This window comes from Lentzea guizhouensis (assembly GCF_001701025.1).
GTDB classification, from domain to species: domain Bacteria; phylum Actinomycetota; class Actinomycetes; order Mycobacteriales; family Pseudonocardiaceae; genus Lentzea; species Lentzea guizhouensis.
The window spans coordinates 9,477,021-9,492,377 of record NZ_CP016793.1; the positions used below are offsets into that span (position 1 = coordinate 9,477,021).

A 15,357-nucleotide genomic window follows, 5' to 3' on the forward strand; every position below is an offset into this window, starting at 1 on the left:
GGGTCTGGCCGCTCAGGAGCGAGACCGGTCGACGCGAAGGAGCTCGGCGTGGCAGCAGACGCCCTCGAAGGACCGGTTCCGGAGTCCAGCGGCGGGGGCGGGCCGCTCCTCGACCTGCTGGACAAGGCGATCGGCCTGCAGGCACCGCTGGTGCGCAAGAACATCGCCCGCGCCCGCCAGCGCAACCCGGAGGCGACACCGGCGGAGGTCATCCGCACCCTGGAACGCATGTACGTCAGCGCCCTGGCCGGCACCGGTGCCGCGGTCGGGGGCGCCGCCGCCGTGCCCGCCATCGGCACCGGGGTCGCGCTGGCGCTGACGGCGGGCGAGGCCTTCTCCTCGCTCGAACTGAGCGCCCTGTTCGTCCTCTCGGTCGCCGAGGTCCACGGCATCCCGCTGGACGAGGTCGAACGCCGGCGCACGCTCGTCATGGGCGTCCTGCTCGGCGAGTCCGGCTCCAAGACCATCGGCAAGATCGCCGAACGCACCGGCCAGCACTGGGGCCGCCAGCTCGTCAACAAGGTGCCCATGGCGACGCTGCGCCAGATCAACAGGGTGCTGGGCAGGCACTTCATCACCAAGTACGGCGCCAAGCAGGGCATCATCGTGCTCGGCCGGGTGGTCCCGTTCGGCATCGGCGCGGCGATCGGTGGTGGCGCCAACGCGGCGGTCGCGACCTTGACCGTGCGGGCCGCGCGGCGTGCGTTCGGACCGGCGCCCGAGGCGTGGCCGGGGCTCGCACCGGAGCCGACTCCCGACTCCACGCCGCAGGACGGCTGAGACCGAGCGCCGTCAGACGGCTTCCAGCACGAAGAACAGGAAGCACAGGAAGGACCCGGAGGGGAACCTCGCCATCTCCTCGGGGAACAACTCGTGGGCTTCCGGCGCCGGCGGCGGTTCGCTGATGACGGCGACGCGGAAACCGGCGGCGGTGAAGGCGTCGGTCATCGCGTGCAGAGGCCTGTGCCAGCAGGTGAGCACGGCCTTCTGGCCGTTGAAGGTGTACTCGTCGGACCACTTGCTGGTCGCGAAGTAGTCGGCCTCGCGGTCTTGCAGCTTGAAGACGGCGGGGTGGTTGACGACCACGACCAGCCGGCCGCCGGGCTTCAGGACCCGGCGCAGTTCGGCCAGCGGGGCGGTCCAGTCCTCCAGGTAGTGCAGCACCAGGGCGGCGACGGCGTCGTCGAACGCGGCGTCGGGGTACGGCAGCGGGGCGGCGATGTCGGCGACGCGCAGGTCCGTGTCGGGGCCGAGGCGTTGCCTGGCCAGCTCGACCATCTTCGCGCTGCGGTCGAAGCCGGCGACGACGGCACCTCGGTCGCGCAGGGCCGAGGACACGGTGCCAGAGCCGCATCCGGCGTCCAGGATCCGCCTGCCGGCCACGTTCCCGACCAAGGCCACGATCGCGGGCCGGGTGTAGTGGGCGTTGAGGAGGCTGGTCTCGTTCTCGGCCGTGTACGCCTCGGCGAAGCCGTCGAGTCGTTCTCCAGGTCCACGGCGGAGCTTTCAAGATCGGCAGACATGGGTCCAGACTGCCGACCGACCAGCCGCGGCGCCAGGACGGCACACGTTCGGGCCCAACTTGTTTCGTCCAGCTGAAGTTTGCGGTGGTGCAGATCTGTGAGCTGCGGTCCGCAAGTAGCGCGGACGGATGCGGACGGCTGTTGTCCAGGGCTAGTTTGCGGATTCCTGGCCCTGGGTCGTCGATGTTGGCCAAGGGCCAGGGCGGGAACGAACCGTCTGTCATGGTCGTGGAGGCCAGGGAATCGGCTCGATCGCGGTGTCCCAGAACGGTGAGGACACCGGCTGTGAGCGTTCGAACTGCTCGCCTGCGAGCGCGAGGGTGTCTCCTTCGATGCCGGGGAGCGTGGCGTTGCCGGTGCTGGTTGGTGGGTGTGCGTGGAGCTTGGCGGCCCGTGTCTCGCGTTGGGAGCGCGCTGCCCAAGCGGGCGATTGGCGAGGGAGATGATCTCCTGGCGCCCTGATTGATCACTGGGCAGTATGGGAAACATGCCTGCCATTCCCGAGAGCTCCGCCGTCATCGCCGATGTGGCCGTGGAGAACGACTACGACGGCTTCGCCGAGGCGTACACGGCCGAGAACGAGACCAGCCTCCTCAACGCCTACTACGCCCGGCCCGCGATCGTGGACCTGGCCGGCGACGTGGCCGGTCGACGAATTCTCGACGCCGGCTGCGGTGCTGGTCCTGTGTCCGTGGCGCTACGTGATCGGGGAGCCGTCGTGAGCGGCTTCGACCGCAGCGCCAAGATGGTGGAGCTGGCCCGGCAGCGGCTCGGCGACGACGTGGACCTGCGGGTCGCCGACATAACGGGCCCGCTGCCGTACCCCGACGGCGCGTTCGACGACGCCGTCGCCGCTTTGGTGCTGCACTACCTGGAGGACTGGACCGCACCTCTGGCTGAGCTGCGGCGGGTGCTGAAGCCCGGTGGCCGGCTGATCGTGGTCGTCAACCACCCCATCCTCCTCAAGATGGTGCATCGCGAGACTGACTACTTCGCGACCACCAAGTGGTCCGACGAGTACAACTTCAACGGCCAGAAGGCCGTGCTCACCTACTGGCACCGGCCGCTGCACGCGATGACCGATGCCTTCACCGCAGCAGGCTTCCGCACCGCCGTCATCAGCGAGCCGCCTCCGGCGCCGGAAGCCCACGAACTCTTTCCCGACGAGATGGCGGGGTTCCCCTCCGGGGCCTTCCTGAGCTTCGTGTTCTTCGTCCTGGAGGCCGCCTGACTACGGCGTGGCACATGGGTGGCCGCAAGGTCGCGGCATGCTTGCCCTGACCTTGAGGCTGCGTACAGGCGCTACAGGCCGTTGGCAAGGAACCAACGCGGTTGTTGAGAATGCGCCAACTTCAGGCAGAACGTGTGGCGGCCCGCAAACTAGCTCGGACGCCGTAGCAAGCACCGCAAACTTGCCCTGGACACCGCAATGTTCGGCTGGACAGGACAGCGGTCCGCATCTAGGGCCGAACGGCAGGTGAGAGGGCCGTTCGGGACTACCTTGCGGATTCTGGTTGCGAGGGCGACTGACGAGGTGGGGTCGTCGTAGGGACGCTGAGGGGCCGTCCTCTGCTGGCCGTGGTCACGATTGCGGGGTTGTGGGCTGGTCGACGACGGTCCACGGGCCGCAGTCGCGGTCCTGGTACTGGATACGGCGGTCCTCGACCTCGCCCAGGCACACCCGGAACTCCAGCCGTCGGGTCCCGGCGAGCCAGGGGAGGTCGACGGTCTTGGGGGGCACGGTGGTGCCGTCGCGGTGGGTGCCGGTCCTACTGCGCGAGTTGGCCCACGGGCCGACCTGGCTGCCGTCGGCCTGGGCGGCGAGGATGGTGGAGCAGCCGTCGCTCAGGTCGTCGCTGAGCACGATCCGACGCTCGCTCGCGAACAGTTCGGCGTGGCCCGCGCCGCCGGGGGCGTAGGCCACGGGGCGCCCGCCGGCGGTCCGGGGAACCGGCACCGCAGTCCCGGCGGGGGTACTGCCGACCGGGGCTCCGCCGGGTCGACAGGGCACGCCCTGCTTCGCGTTGTCTTCCTGTTCCACGCTCGACCGGGTCGGCTCCGAGGCGGTGCCGCCGTTCCGCGAGGCCGTGGGCCGGGCGGTGTCGGTGGCCGTGCGGGAGGGCGACTGCCCGCTGATGGCGAACACCGCGATCGTCACGGCGGTGAGCGCGACCGCCAGTCCCGCGCCGATCAGTCGCCGCCGGCGACCGGCTCGCCCGGTCGATGTCGATGTCGATGCCAAGGAGGCCGGTGGGCCTGAGGCACCGTCGCCGTCCACCGCGTCCGCATCGGAGTTCTTACCGGCAGGGGTGGTGTCGCGGGTGGGTGTGGCACGGAGTCGGGCCGTCTGGGCTGCGCGTGCCCGGTCGAGCAGTCGTGGCCAGTCCTGCGCCCGGTCCGCGCCGATGACCCGCATCATGACCATCATCTGTTCGGGATGGCGGGGTAGCCGGCGGGAGTCGATCCAGCCGCTGATCGTCCGGTCCGACACATCCTGGTCGAAGAGTTCGGCGGCGTGACGGCTGATCACCCCCGCCACCGCGGTCCCGTCCGGCAGGTCGGCCGACCACGCGGCCACCGCGGCATCGAACCGCGTCCAGAACTCCTTCTCCGCGTCCCCGAGGCCGTCCATGCGCGGCATTGTCCCGCAGGTCGCACGGGTGGCGGCCGGCGATCCCACCGCTGTGCGCGACTCGCGCGCGACTCGCTTCCCACCTGCGGCGACAGGGTCTGCACTGAACCACGACACATCCCGGGCCGACTGCGGAAGCCGGTGCCGGGTGAGACGACGAGCGAAGGAGACGACTCGACGATGAGGTTCCCGACGATGTCAGGCAGGCCCCGGGCCAGGGGGAAGGCGTTGGTGGCGACCATGGCCGGCGCGGTGCTGGCGGCGGTGCTGATCTGCGCCCCGCAGGCCGCGGCGGCGCCCGACCTGAACTGCGGTCCCATCCCGATCGCGGTCGCCCAGAGCGAGTGGCAGGACAACGTCATCGGCATCCGCAGCTACGCCATGCGCGTCAAGTCCGAGGTCTATCCGTGTGGCGGGTACGTCCGCGCGGTGCACTACGTCAGCCTCGATGCCAGCAGGTTGCCGCTGGGCACCACGGTGAGGATCTTCGTCGGCACCCGCCGCAGCGACGGTAAGTGGTACGGCGGCACCACCACCATGTCCTCCTCCCAGAACATCAGCGCCCGCGGCTACGTCCAGGTGCGCGGCCTGGGCGGTGGCTTGCGGCTCACCCACGTCCGACTCGGCCACTTCGCCGAATCCGGCCAGGCCGTGATCACCCCGGGCGACGGCAGCACCGCCCGCTACGTCCCCTGGAACGGCCCCGAAGCCAAGCCCGGGAACAGGTAGGGGTGCCCACCGTGTTTCGAGGTATCCCCATTGACCGGCGAAAGCTTTTCCGATGTGGCCCGCACGGCGGTCCCTCCCGCTTCCGGCCGTTTCGGGTCTGCGGGTGGGCGGTGTCCGGCACCCTGCCCGCCGCGGCCAAGGCCGGGGTCGCGGCGGTGACTGCCGTGCTGTGCGGGATGGTGCTGGTCGGTTGCGGCGACAACGGCCGGCCCGGACTGGACGATGACAACGACCTGGGCACCGTCGGCACCGCCCGCGGCGAGGAGGGCGTGCGTGACGCCGCCCGTGCCTACCTGGACGCCTGGTCCTCGGGCAATCCCACCATCGCCTGCGGTCTGACCACCGCCCGCAAAGCCCGGATCTTCGGCATGAGCGCCGGCAACGGCAACTGCCCCGACGCCTTCGACAACGTCCGCGGTCGCATGAGCGAGGACGCTCGCACGACCTACCAGGACACGCAGATCGCCGAGGTCAAGATGATCGGCGGCGCGGACGGCACGACTGCCCGGGTCACACTGACGCGGAAGCTGGAAGGCCCGGTCAACGGCAAGGACAATCTGCTGTTCGAACACATCGGCGGCCGGTGGCAGACCGAGGGCTACCCCAAGGAGTGACCCGCCGCGACGTTGCGACAGGCGCTGGTGAGGGGACCCGGCACGCTTCCTCCGAGAGACGTGCCGGGTCCCCTCACGACGTCCGCGCCGCGTACCCGATTCTCGGCGATCCAGGTGGGGCGGGTGCCGACCGGGAACGGACTGGTCTGCGGGTGTTGTTCCTGGCTGACGAGACGCCCCGCAACGTAGCTCCGGACTCCGCAAAGACCCCCGCAAACCAGGTCCGGACACCGCAAGGCTCGGACGGACAGGACACAACTCACCGATCCATCCGCCAGACACACCTTGTGGCCCCTTCGTCACTCGGGGTATGGTCTAGACCTTCAACCGCCGCCGCGATGTAACTGCACGCACGCAACATCAAGGCAAAGGAAGTCACATGAAAATTCGACGCAGGGTCGCGGCCGCCGTGGCCGGGGTTGTCGCTGCACCGTTGCTCGTGGTGGCTCTCCCGACTGGCACGGCGTTCGCACATGGCTATGTGTCCTCGCCGGCCAGCCGTCAGGCGCAGTGCGCCAGTGGCACCGTTGCCTGTGGCAACATCAAGTACGAGCCGCAGTCGGTCGAGGGCCCGAAGGGCCTGCAGAGCTGCCACGCCAACCTGTCGCAGTTCGCCGAGCTCAACAACGACAGCAAGGGCTGGCGGGTGCACCAGACCGGGCGGTCGGTGACGTTCAACTGGACGTTCACCGCGCGGCACCGCACGCGGGACTACGACTACTTCGTCGACGGCCGCAAGGTCGCCACCTTCAGCGGCAACAACCAGCAGCCGCCGGCAACCGTGCAGCACACCGTCAACGTGGGATCCGCTGGTCGGCACAAGATCCTCGCGGTGTGGAACATCGGTGACACCGCGATGGCGTTCTACTCCTGCATCGACATCAACGCGAGCTGAGCCAGCTGGTAGGTGGGCTCCCCTTCCGCTCACGTACCAGCTCTTCGACGTTGAACGGCATCAGGTTCAAAGGCGGACCGGACAACGGTTTGCGCAGTGCGTCGAGAATGCGCGCGTTGATCGCTTCGATGATCGCGCGCGCGTCCTCGTCGGTGGGAGCCGCGAGCGCGCGTGCCTTCGCGCTCTCGGCTTCCTTGCGCAGCAACAGGGATGGCGGCAGGCCGGTCGCGCCCTCCTCCTCACGCACCTTCTTCTTGATCCACCAGTCCTCTTCGAGTGCTTGTCCCGCACCGGGCAACGGTTTGCCGGCGCTCGGCAGGTCGTCGAACTCGCCGCGCTCCTGAGCTTCGCGGATCTGCCTGTCGATCCACGACTCGAAGTCCATGCCGTGCGGTTTCCGCTGTGTCACGGGGAGAACCTCCTCGCCGCGGCGCTGATCGCCTCGACGAAGGCGGGGCTGCCCTTGTGGCCGCTGTCGTCCACGACGGTCAGCGTCGCGTCCGGCCACGCCTGCGCCAGCCGCCAGGCCGTGTCGGGCGGGCAGCTCATGTCGCGGCGGCCGTGGATGATCTCGCCGGGGATGCCGGTGAGCTTGTCCGCGTCGGCGAGCAGGTCGCCGACGAAACCGCGGTTCGCGTAGTAGTGCGCGCAGATCCGCACCAGAGCGAGCATGTCGTCGGACGCCCGCCCGCTCCACTGGCCCTGCTTGCCGAAGCTCTCCAGCGACAGCACGGTGTCCTCCCACCGCGACCACTCCACCGCGGCCTGTTCCCGCACCGAACGGTCCGGGCTCTCCATCCGCGTCGCATACGCCCGCACGACGTCCGGCGCGTCGTCGACGTGCGCGCTGAACCGAGCCCATGCCTCCGGGAAGAACCGGGAAGCGCCGCGGTACAACCAGTCCAGCTCCCGTTCCGAGCTGAGGCTCACCGCCACCAGGATCAGCTCGCTGACCCGCTCGGGGTGCCGCTGCGCGTACGCCACGGCCAGCGTCACGCCCCAGGAACCGCCGAACACCAACCACTTCTCGACGCCGAGCTGCTCACGCAACCGCTCGATGTCGGCGATCAGGTGGTCGGTGGTGTTGACGCTCATGTCCGCGGCCGGGTCACTCGCGTGCGGCGTGCTGCGGCCACAACCCCGTTGGTCGAAGAGCACTGTCTTGTACTTGCCGCCGTGCAGCACCTTGCGCGCGCCGGCCGAGCTTCCGCCGCCGGGCCCGCCGTGCAGGTACACGGCGGGCTTGGCGTCCGGCTCGCCCACGACCTCCCAGTACACCTGGTTGCCGTCGCCGACGTCGAGCATGCCGTGGTCGAGGAGGTCCATGATCGTGAGACTACCGACCTACAGCGCGATGGGCTTCCAGTTCAGCCCGGCGTCGTCCGACCGGTAGACCTCGGCGAACTCCTGGCCGGGGCCGCCGCGGAGCAGCGTCGCGTGCCGGGAGTCCGCGAACGCCAGGTCCTCGAACGACGGCCCGCCGAGCGTCAGCAGCGTGTCCCACTTCTCGCCGGGACCGCGGTGCACGAACGACCAGTCCCGCCCGGTCGCCGCGACCAGAGCCGCCTGCGGCGACACCGCGAAACCGGTCGTGATGCCCTCCCGCGGCGGCACGCTGACGGTCTGGAACGGGCCGCCGTCCTCGGACCTGCGCAGCTCCTTCGTCATGTTCCCGAATCCGGGGTCGAAGCCGCACAACGCGTACCGGTCGGCGCCGACCGTGCCGAGCCTGGTCGCCGACTCGACCGTGCACGGCGCCGGCTCCTCCCGCCACCCGGCAGGTGAGCGCGTCCAGTACCGGTTCTCCTGGAAGGTCACCGACAACGACACGTGCCCCGGTGCGATCTCCCCGAACGCCTGGCCCTTGACCTCGACGCCCGGCACCGGCTGCCACCCGCCGAACCACAGCTCGCGGTGGTACAGCCGGGTCGAGGTGCCGTCCGACACCACCGCGAGGAACGCGGCGCCGTCGAACCCCAGCGCGCCAACGGTTCCCTTGAACCCCAGCGGCTCCCAGCGGACTCCGCCGTTGCCGGTGACGAACAGCTGCTCGCCGTCGGTCACCATGCCCGCCGCGTCGTTCGCGAACACCACCCGCAACCGGCCGGTCTCCGGGACGTCCAACGGCGGTGTCGTCACCCGCGTCCAGCTCGCCCCGCCGTCGACCGTGCGGACCAGCTGCGTGCACTTCTGCGTCTGGCACAGGGTGTCCACGCCCAGCACCCAGCCGCGGTCACCGGAGATCCAGGACGTCGACGCGGGCACGACCCCGGTACCGGCGTGGGCGACGGCGGTCGTCAACCCGGCCAACAGCAACGAAACGACTGAAACAGCAATGCGCTTCCCCCACATCGCCTTCTCCCCTCAAGAGGCTGTTTCCCACTCAACACCTCTTGCGGGTGAGGCGGCAACCGTCCAGACCGCCACGAGCACGCCCGCCGCACCGGCCAGGACGAAGGTCAGCCGGGGCCCGACCGCGTCGAGCAGCAGGCCACCACCGATGTAGGAAACCGCCGCGGCCACCCCGATGCCGCCGTAGAAGTTGCCGAAGACGCGGCCCAGTCGATCAGCGGGCACCAGCCCCTGCAGCAGCGTGCTGTGCGCGACGTCCATGCCCGCGATCCCCAGCCCGCGCACGGCCTGCAGCGCGAACGCCGACGCCACTCCCCATGCCAGCCCGGTGAACAGGTTGCCGGCACTGCTCAGCACGAACCCGGTCACCAGCAACGCGACCATGCCCAGCCGCGCGGATCCCTTCGCCAGCAACGCGTACCCGGCGAGCAGGCCGATCCCGACCGCGGCCAGCACCACGCCCGCCGCGCTGTCGGAGCCCCCGAACACCTCCTTGGTGAGCTGGATGACGGCCACGTCGTCGATCGCCGTGCACGCCACCACACCGCAGAAGCCCAGGAAGATGATCCGCACCGCCCGGTTGCGCCAGATCTCGCCCAGACCGGCCCGCGCGCCGGCGAACACCGACTCCCCCGGCTCGCCCGGCACCACGAGCCTCGGCAGCCGCAGCAACAACAGGGCCGCCACGGCGAACGAGGCGGCGTCCACGAACAGCACGCCGCGGGTGCCCAGGAACGGGAGCAGCGCGGCGGCGAGCAACGGCCCGAGCACGTCCGCGCTGTTGGTGCCGAAGCCCAGCAGCGTGTTCGCCCGCCCAAGGTCCTCCTCCGCCACCAGGCTCGGCACGGCCGCCCGCGACGCCGGGATGAACACCTGCCCGAGCACCGCGCGCAGGCCGACCAGCACCAGCAGGACCGGCAGCGGCGGCAACGCGAACGCGATGACCGCCAGCAGCGCGCACTGGGCGACCTCGCACACGATCATGACCGTGCGCCGGTCGAAGCGGTCGCTCACCAGGCCGGTGAACGGGCTGAGCAACGCCGGCGCGAAGTCACCGACCAGCAGCAGCGCCGCGATCGCCAGCGCCTGCCCCAGCACCGACTGCACGTGCAGCATCAGCGTGACCAGGCTGAGCGCGTCCCCCACAACGGAAACGACCCGTGCGGTGCTGAGCACGCGCAACGGGCCGTTCTCCTTCAAAAGCGTCAGCACACGGTCATCGTGCCAATGCGGCGTCCAGCTGGTCAGCCAATTTGTTCATGATGGCGGCGTAGGAGGTGTAGCTCAGCGGGGCGACCGCGTTCCACTCCACGAACCGGTTCGCCTGCACCGCGGGCAGCGCCTGGAAGACCGGGTGGCCCTCCTTCATCTTCTCCGGGTTCAGCACGTGCTGGCGGGTGTCCCACATGATCACGTGTTCTTTGTACGTGCCGACGTTCTCCCACGACAGCGACTGGAAGTAGCCGCCGCCCTCCGCGTCGGGCGTGGTCGGCGTGAGCAGCGGCAGGCCGAGCTCCTTGACGTACCAGTCGAGGTCGGGGTTGCGCGCGGGCACGGCGACGTAGAACAGCTTCGGGTCCGCGCCGATCACCTGGATCTTCTGGTTCGCGGCCGTCATCTTCGCGCCGATGGCCTTCAGGCGCTCGGCGGCCTTGGTGAACGCCTCCTCGTCGGCCTTCACCTTGGCCGAGTCGACGTCGGCGCCGAGGGACTTCGCCAGGTCGCGGAAGCGCTTGATGCCGTCCGGCAGCTGGATCTTCGACTGGCCGATGCCGACCGTCGGGGCGATCTTGGCGACCTTCTCCTCGAACTCGGCGGTGAGGTGCCAGAGCCCGGTGACCTCGGGGTAGTAGCCGGCGACGACCAGGTCGGCGTTCAGCGCGGCGAACTTCTCGATGTCGATCTCGCCGTAGCCGGGGCCGGTGATGTCGGTGACCTGGCTCGGGTCGATGCTGCCCGCCTCGGGGTCGGTGCTGCCGTCGGCGCGCTTGAGCGGTCCGAACGTGCCGACCACGTTGACGCCGTAGTCCTTGAGGGCACCCGCGGCGGACACCTGTGCGACCACGCGCTCGGGCCGCTTCTCGGCGGTGACCTCCTTGCCCCGGTCGTCCTTGAACGACCACTGGCCCTGCTGCTGCTCCGCGGGAGCGTTTCCACCACACCCGGCCACTAGGCCGAGCAGCAGAACCGCGGCGACTGTCCTGCGCACCTGTCCACCTCCTGAGTTTAGGCTTGCCTAACCTATCAAGAGGCTTGACGAGCTCGCGCATACCGGTGGGTTTGTCACGGTGCGAAACCACCTGATGACGGTGTGTCGTTTCGTTGTCGTTGTTGCACTCATGGTTGGCGTCGCATGTCGATTCCGGCACCGCTCACTCGACGAGGTGGCAGAGGCAGGTTTCCGGATCGGAGGGACGCCATGATCGCCACGCTCATCGCAACGCTGGCCGAGGAGGACGACGCGGAGGACCTGGGCGTCCTGGCGCCCGACGACCGCCTGACCTGCCACGTGCACGGCGGCTGGATCCACCGGTGCGTCTCGTCGCCCGTGCACGTCAACCCGGTCACGCGCCACCGCTGGTGCCGCGGCTGCGACGCCGAGCTGGGCGTGGTGGTCGACGAGCTGACCGGCGAGGTCGCGATGCGCTGCTCCCGCTGCGGGCGCGGGGGCAGCGCCGCCACCGCCCGGCTGGTCGCCGCCTGCCGTGCCTCGATCGAGGCACAGCGGGCCGCCTAAACCGGGTGCCACCCCTTCCGGCGACTCCGCTCACCTGACCGGGTGAGCGGAGTTCCGGTCGGACCCACTGAGACGACTAGCTTGCGTTTCGTGTTCAAGACCTCACGCATCGCCACCACCGTTCTCGCGGCCGCCGGTGCCGCACTCGCCGCCGCCTCGCCCGCGCTGGCCGACGACGACCTGGCCTTCGGTCCGGGCGTCAACGCGAGCAACAACTGGGACTACACCGCCGTCAGGACGTGCTTCCAGGAGCTCGCCGTCGTCCCCGTGGGCGGGTCCACGGTCGTCGACGCGGTCGACCACTGCGTCCAGGGCAACGTCCTCAACCACGTCCAGGGCTGAACCCGGCCGGTCCTCCGCCCGTACGCCTCCTCAGAAGTTGTTCCCGACTCCTGAGGAGGCCGCGTGCCCGGCCGACGTGCTGCTAGGACAACCGCTCTCGCCGCTGTGGTCGCCGCGACGGTGGTGTCGATGCCCACCGCGCACGCGCAACCCGCCGACGACGCGCTGAAGGCCTACACCGAGCTCACGCACCACGCGGAGAAGCTCACCCAGGACCACCTCAAGGCGCAGGGCGACCTCGCGGCGGCGAACCAGCAGCTCGGCACCGCCACCGAGACCGAGAAGCAGGCGCTGGCCGCGTCCCAGCAGTTCCGCGGGCAGGTGGACCTGCTGACCGAGGCGTCGTTCCAGGGCGCGCGGTTCAACGACATCTCGGCGTTGCTGACGAGCACGTCGCAGCAGAACTTCCTCGAGCGCATGCAGGCGCTCAACATGCTCGCCGCGGAGAACAACGAGGCGCTGTCGCGGCTGGACGACGCGCTGACGACCGCCGCGAAGGCACGGGCCAGCGCCGCCTCGGCGGCCGAGACGGCGACCAGGCTGGTCTCGGACGTGACGGCGCGCAAGACGGCGATGGACCAGCAGGTGGCGACCGCGCGGGCCAAGTACCAGTCGTTGTCGAGGCCGCAGCAGACGACGCTCGCCGCGAAGGGCGACACCTCGCCGGTGCCGGTGCCCGCGGGCTCGGGCGCGGCCGGGGTGGCGTTGAACTTCGCGCTCGCCCAGCGCGGTGAGCCGTACGTGTTCGGCGCGAACGGCCCGAACCAGTGGGACTGCTCCTCGCTGATGCAGGCCGCCTACCGGGAGGCGGGCGTGAGCATCCCGCGGGTGACCTACGACCAGGCGAAGGTGGGCCGCGCGGTCACCCGCGCCGCGATCGCGCCCGGCGACCTCATCATCTACTACGCAGGTCAGTCGCACGTCGCGATGGCCGTGGACGGCGTCCGGGCGGTGCACGCCTCCACCGAGGGCGTGCCGGTCAAGATCGCGGACATCGACTCCATCGGACCCATTTCGGTGATCCGTCGCGTGGTCGGGTGACGCTTCTCTCCACCCCGCGATAAACCGACGTAGACGACTGTGAGAGCGTGCGGGTCGGTCAACTGGTGGGGATCCGGTGGTAGACGTGGACAAGGTCGTTCCGTAACCTGTCCGAGACCTTCGGCCCAGCAGTTAACCCACTCGGGGCACACGCCAAGGTTGCCGCCTCACGCGCAGTAGTTCTCGCGTGGCGGCTGCCAGGAAACAAGGAGGACCCGCGACGTGGTGTCGCAACCCTCACGCCGTACCGTGCGTGGAGCGATCGTGGCGACCGCGGCTGTCGTCGCCGCTGCTCTCCCCACGGCCCCGGCCACCGCTCAGCCGACGGCCGCCGACGCGCTCAAGAAGTACAACGAGCTCAACGAGCAGGCCTCGCGCATCAACCAGGACCAGCTCAAGGCCCAGGACGACCTGAAGGCCAAGCAGGGCGAGCTGGACAAGGCGAAGACCGACCTCGCCGCCGCGAAGCAGGCGGAGGAGACCCTCCGCGGCCAGGTGGACCTCCTCACCGAGGCCTCGTTCGGTGGCGCGCGCTTCAACCAGCTCTCCGCGCTGCTCGTGAGCAACTCCCAGCAGGACTTCCTCAACCGCATGACGGCCATCAACATCCTGGCCACCGACAACGCGGAAGCCCTGAAGAAGCTCACCGACGCCGTCGAGGCCGCCGACACCGCCACCCGCACGGCCAACGAGGCCACGGAGGCGTCGAAGAAGCTGCTCGCCGAGATCGACCAGAAGAAGGTCGCGCTCGCGAAGCAGATCGAGGAAGTGCGTGCTCAGTACAACCAGCTGAACACCGCTGCCCGCAACGCCATCAGCAGCAGGGGCGACATGTCGAGCATCCTGGTCCCGCCCGGCACCGCCGGGAAGGCCCTGGAGTTCGCACTGGCCCAGCGCGGCGAGCCCTACGTCTACGGCTCCAACGGCCCGGACTCGTGGGACTGCTCCTCGCTGATCCAGAAGGCCTACGCCTACGCGGGCGTGTCCATCGGCCGCACCAGCTACGCCCAGGCCGCCGCCGGCCGCCCGGTCTCGCGCAGCGAGGTCAAGGCGGGCGACATCCTGGTGTACTACTCCAGCCAGTCGCATGTGGCGATGGCGATCGACGGCACGCGCGCGGTGCACGCCTCGACCGAGGGGCAGCCGGTGAAGATCGCCGACATCAACTCGATCGGTCCGGTCACCGGCATCCGCCGCATCGAGGGCTGAGTCTCTCCTCAGGTTCTCCGCTGAGGTTTTCGCGCTGACGACAACGGGCCGGTCCCCTCCTGGGGGCCGGCCCGTTCGCGCACGTCAAACCGACTTACTCCGCTGCCACCACACCGTCCTGCGGCGCCTGGCGGGCGATCGCGAAGGCCGGGTTGCCCTCGTCGTCCTGCCGCACGTCGAGCACCTTGTCCTCCAGGAACTCCGCCGCGGCGGGCTCCATGATGACCTTGGCCCCCGCGTCCGCGGTGACCACCTGGTCGCCGTCGACCGCCTCGGCGAGCGAGAGCTCCAGCGCGGCCTGACTGTTGTCCTCGGTGGCGAGCGCGAACCTCAGACCGACGTCGTCGTTGGTGGTGGACTGTGAAGTCAGCTCGTTGATGACTTCCGCAGCCACCGGCGTCACTTCGAGCATGTCGGGCCCTTCGTCCGGGAACAACGAACGCGCCCCGTGTTCCCGGTGACGGGCGGGCTCAACCCCCGCGAGCGGGGGGAGATGGCGTTTGCGCAGGTAGCAGACCTGAAAGTGGGTGGCGCGAGGTGGGTTGACGCGTGTGCCGGGTCGACAGGGCGACAGCGGACAGCCGTCCGACCACCGCCTCAGGCCACCCGGTGCGCCGCCGGTTGCGGCGCCTCCTTCCGCACGTGCCCGCAGGCCGAGCACACCCGCTGCACCGGCACCAGCTCCGCCACCAGCCGCCACGAGTCGGCGAACGTCGGCGCCTCCACTCCCGGCACCAGCAGGCTGTCCAGCGACTCCTGCCTCCGCCGGCCCTTCTCCCGGCTGCGCTCGACCGGATCACGGCGGTGGGCCAGCGCACGCGAGGCGGCACGGGCCCGCTCGCCCTCCGAACCCAGAGCACGAGAGCGGCGCGGGGTGTTCAAAAGGGCGTTGCGGCGGTTCACGCGGAACCACTCGCCCAGCGTCATGCCACGCAGGGGCGGGTCGGCGAGGACGCCGTCCGCGGTCCAGGTGCGCAGGCGGGCGCGCAGGAACTCGTGGGCCACCTGGTCGCGGGAGCGGGGGCGGCCCTGGCTGGTGCCGTCGGGGCGGGTGTCGATGGCGGCGAGCAGGGCGTCGACGGACCAGCCCGCGGCGAACCAGGGCTCGAGGGTGCGGCGGACCCAGTGGCGGTTGGCGTCGGGCCAGGAGGCGCGGATGACCAGCGACTCGACGGCGGTGGCCACGTCGGCGTCGGTGGCGGGGACCACGCGGCCGGGCCAGCGGCGGGGCTCGATCTGCATCTGGACTGACCTCCTGGGAACAGCCGTGACGAACATCTGTT

17 protein-coding genes and 1 pseudogene are annotated in these 15,357 nt (G+C 70.0%); 9 read left to right on the top strand and 9 right to left on the bottom strand.

The window, feature by feature from the left end:
* Positions 1–48: 48 nt before the first annotated feature.
* Entirely contained in the window at positions 49–780 is a 732-nt protein-coding gene (locus BBK82_RS44930; protein ID WP_065920356.1) for a hypothetical protein, read from the top strand.
* 12 nt (positions 781–792) lie between these two features.
* Here BBK82_RS44930 and BBK82_RS44935 read toward each other — a convergent pair.
* A pseudogene (locus BBK82_RS44935) lies at positions 793–1,476 on the bottom strand (class I SAM-dependent methyltransferase); the annotation flags it as partial.
* Between the two features lie 534 nt (positions 1,477–2,010).
* Here BBK82_RS44935 and BBK82_RS44940 point away from each other — a divergent pair.
* Complete coding sequence (locus BBK82_RS44940; RefSeq protein WP_065921876.1) at positions 2,011–2,754, top strand: class I SAM-dependent methyltransferase; 744 nt, start codon at positions 2,011–2,013, stop codon at positions 2,752–2,754.
* A 351-nt stretch (positions 2,755–3,105) separates the two neighbouring features.
* On the opposite strand, the gene BBK82_RS44945 is transcribed toward BBK82_RS44940, so the two are convergent.
* Positions 3,106–4,155, bottom strand: a complete 1,050-nt coding sequence (locus BBK82_RS44945) for a hypothetical protein (RefSeq protein ID WP_065920357.1) — start codon at positions 4,153–4,155, stop codon at positions 3,106–3,108.
* 195 nt (positions 4,156–4,350) lie between these two features.
* Here BBK82_RS44945 and BBK82_RS44950 point away from each other — a divergent pair, with 195 nt between their 5' ends.
* From BBK82_RS44950 to BBK82_RS44960, 3 genes are all read left to right on the top strand, one after another.
* Entirely contained in the window at positions 4,351–4,884 is a 534-nt protein-coding gene (locus BBK82_RS44950; RefSeq protein WP_154697883.1) for a hypothetical protein, read from the top strand.
* Between the two features lie 110 nt (positions 4,885–4,994).
* Complete coding sequence (locus tag BBK82_RS44955) at positions 4,995–5,498, top strand: hypothetical protein (protein WP_065920359.1); 504 nt, start codon at positions 4,995–4,997, stop codon at positions 5,496–5,498.
* 379 nt (positions 5,499–5,877) lie between these two features.
* Positions 5,878–6,393 (top strand): lytic polysaccharide monooxygenase auxiliary activity family 9 protein, encoded by a 516-nt coding sequence (locus BBK82_RS44960; RefSeq protein WP_065920360.1) that lies wholly within the window; start codon positions 5,878–5,880, stop codon positions 6,391–6,393.
* Here BBK82_RS44960 and BBK82_RS44965 read toward each other — a convergent pair.
* Genes BBK82_RS44965 through BBK82_RS44985 form a run of 5 tightly spaced genes read right to left on the bottom strand, consistent with a single transcriptional unit; the run spans position 6,380 to position 10,954 of the window.
* Positions 6,380–6,802 carry a DnaJ family domain-containing protein gene (locus tag BBK82_RS44965; protein ID WP_065920361.1) on the bottom strand — a complete coding sequence of 141 codons (423 nt, stop codon included), beginning with the start codon at positions 6,800–6,802 and terminating at the stop codon, positions 6,380–6,382. The two genes, BBK82_RS44960 and BBK82_RS44965, sit on opposite strands and share 14 nt — an antisense overlap.
* The gene (pip, locus tag BBK82_RS44970) at positions 6,799–7,719 is read right to left on the bottom strand and encodes a prolyl aminopeptidase (protein WP_065920362.1); all 921 of its coding nucleotides are present in this window, start codon (positions 7,717–7,719) and stop codon (positions 6,799–6,801) included. Before pip ends, BBK82_RS44965 begins: the two co-directional genes overlap by 4 nt.
* A gap of 18 nt (positions 7,720–7,737) precedes the next feature.
* Positions 7,738–8,709 (bottom strand): hypothetical protein, encoded by a 972-nt coding sequence (locus BBK82_RS44975; protein WP_065920363.1) that lies wholly within the window; start codon positions 8,707–8,709, stop codon positions 7,738–7,740.
* A 48-nt stretch (positions 8,710–8,757) separates the two neighbouring features.
* Complete coding sequence (locus tag BBK82_RS44980; RefSeq protein ID WP_065920364.1) at positions 8,758–9,957, bottom strand: MFS transporter; 1,200 nt, start codon at positions 9,955–9,957, stop codon at positions 8,758–8,760.
* 4 nt (positions 9,958–9,961) lie between these two features.
* Positions 9,962–10,954 carry an ABC transporter substrate-binding protein gene (locus tag BBK82_RS44985; protein WP_065920365.1) on the bottom strand — a complete coding sequence of 331 codons (993 nt, stop codon included), beginning with the start codon at positions 10,952–10,954 and terminating at the stop codon, positions 9,962–9,964.
* 210 nt (positions 10,955–11,164) lie between these two features.
* On the opposite strand from BBK82_RS44985, the gene BBK82_RS44990 reads away from it, so the two are divergent.
* From BBK82_RS44990 to BBK82_RS45005, 4 genes are all read left to right on the top strand, one after another.
* Complete coding sequence (locus BBK82_RS44990) at positions 11,165–11,482, top strand: hypothetical protein (RefSeq protein ID WP_065920366.1); 318 nt, start codon at positions 11,165–11,167, stop codon at positions 11,480–11,482.
* Positions 11,483–11,572: 90 nt separating this feature from the next.
* Positions 11,573–11,824 (top strand): hypothetical protein, encoded by a 252-nt coding sequence (locus BBK82_RS44995; protein ID WP_065920367.1) that lies wholly within the window; start codon positions 11,573–11,575, stop codon positions 11,822–11,824.
* Between the two features lie 63 nt (positions 11,825–11,887).
* Complete coding sequence (locus tag BBK82_RS45000; RefSeq protein WP_065920368.1) at positions 11,888–12,865, top strand: C40 family peptidase; 978 nt, start codon at positions 11,888–11,890, stop codon at positions 12,863–12,865.
* A 264-nt stretch (positions 12,866–13,129) separates the two neighbouring features.
* Positions 13,130–14,074 (top strand): C40 family peptidase, encoded by a 945-nt coding sequence (locus BBK82_RS45005; RefSeq protein ID WP_237047938.1) that lies wholly within the window; start codon positions 13,130–13,132, stop codon positions 14,072–14,074.
* Positions 14,075–14,168: 94 nt separating this feature from the next.
* On the opposite strand, the gene BBK82_RS45010 is transcribed toward BBK82_RS45005, so the two are convergent.
* A complete protein-coding gene (locus BBK82_RS45010) occupies positions 14,169–14,468 on the bottom strand; it encodes an iron-sulfur cluster biosynthesis protein (protein WP_335618024.1) in 300 nt (99 codons plus the stop codon).
* Between the two features lie 203 nt (positions 14,469–14,671).
* Positions 14,672–15,316: a hypothetical protein gene (locus tag BBK82_RS45015; RefSeq protein ID WP_083268635.1), complete on the bottom strand. Its 645-nt coding sequence runs from the start codon at positions 15,314–15,316 to the stop codon at positions 14,672–14,674.
* Positions 15,317–15,357: the final 41 nt, after the last annotated feature.

Coding starts and splice junctions, on each gene's coding strand:
- BBK82_RS44940 (WP_065921876.1), top strand. CDS start 2,011: ATGCCTGCCATTCCCGAGAGCTCCGCCGTCATCGCCGATGTGGCCGTG.
- BBK82_RS44945 (WP_065920357.1), bottom strand. CDS start 4,155: ATGGACGGCCTCGGGGACGCGGAGAAGGAGTTCTGGACGCGGTTCGAT.
- BBK82_RS44950 (WP_154697883.1), top strand. CDS start 4,351: ATGTCAGGCAGGCCCCGGGCCAGGGGGAAGGCGTTGGTGGCGACCATG.
- BBK82_RS44960 (WP_065920360.1), top strand. CDS start 5,878: ATGAAAATTCGACGCAGGGTCGCGGCCGCCGTGGCCGGGGTTGTCGCT.
- pip (WP_065920362.1), bottom strand. CDS start 7,719: ATGGACCTCCTCGACCACGGCATGCTCGACGTCGGCGACGGCAACCAG.
- BBK82_RS44990 (WP_065920366.1), top strand. CDS start 11,165: ATGATCGCCACGCTCATCGCAACGCTGGCCGAGGAGGACGACGCGGAG.
- BBK82_RS45015 (WP_083268635.1), bottom strand. CDS start 15,316: ATGCAGATCGAGCCCCGCCGCTGGCCCGGCCGCGTGGTCCCCGCCACC.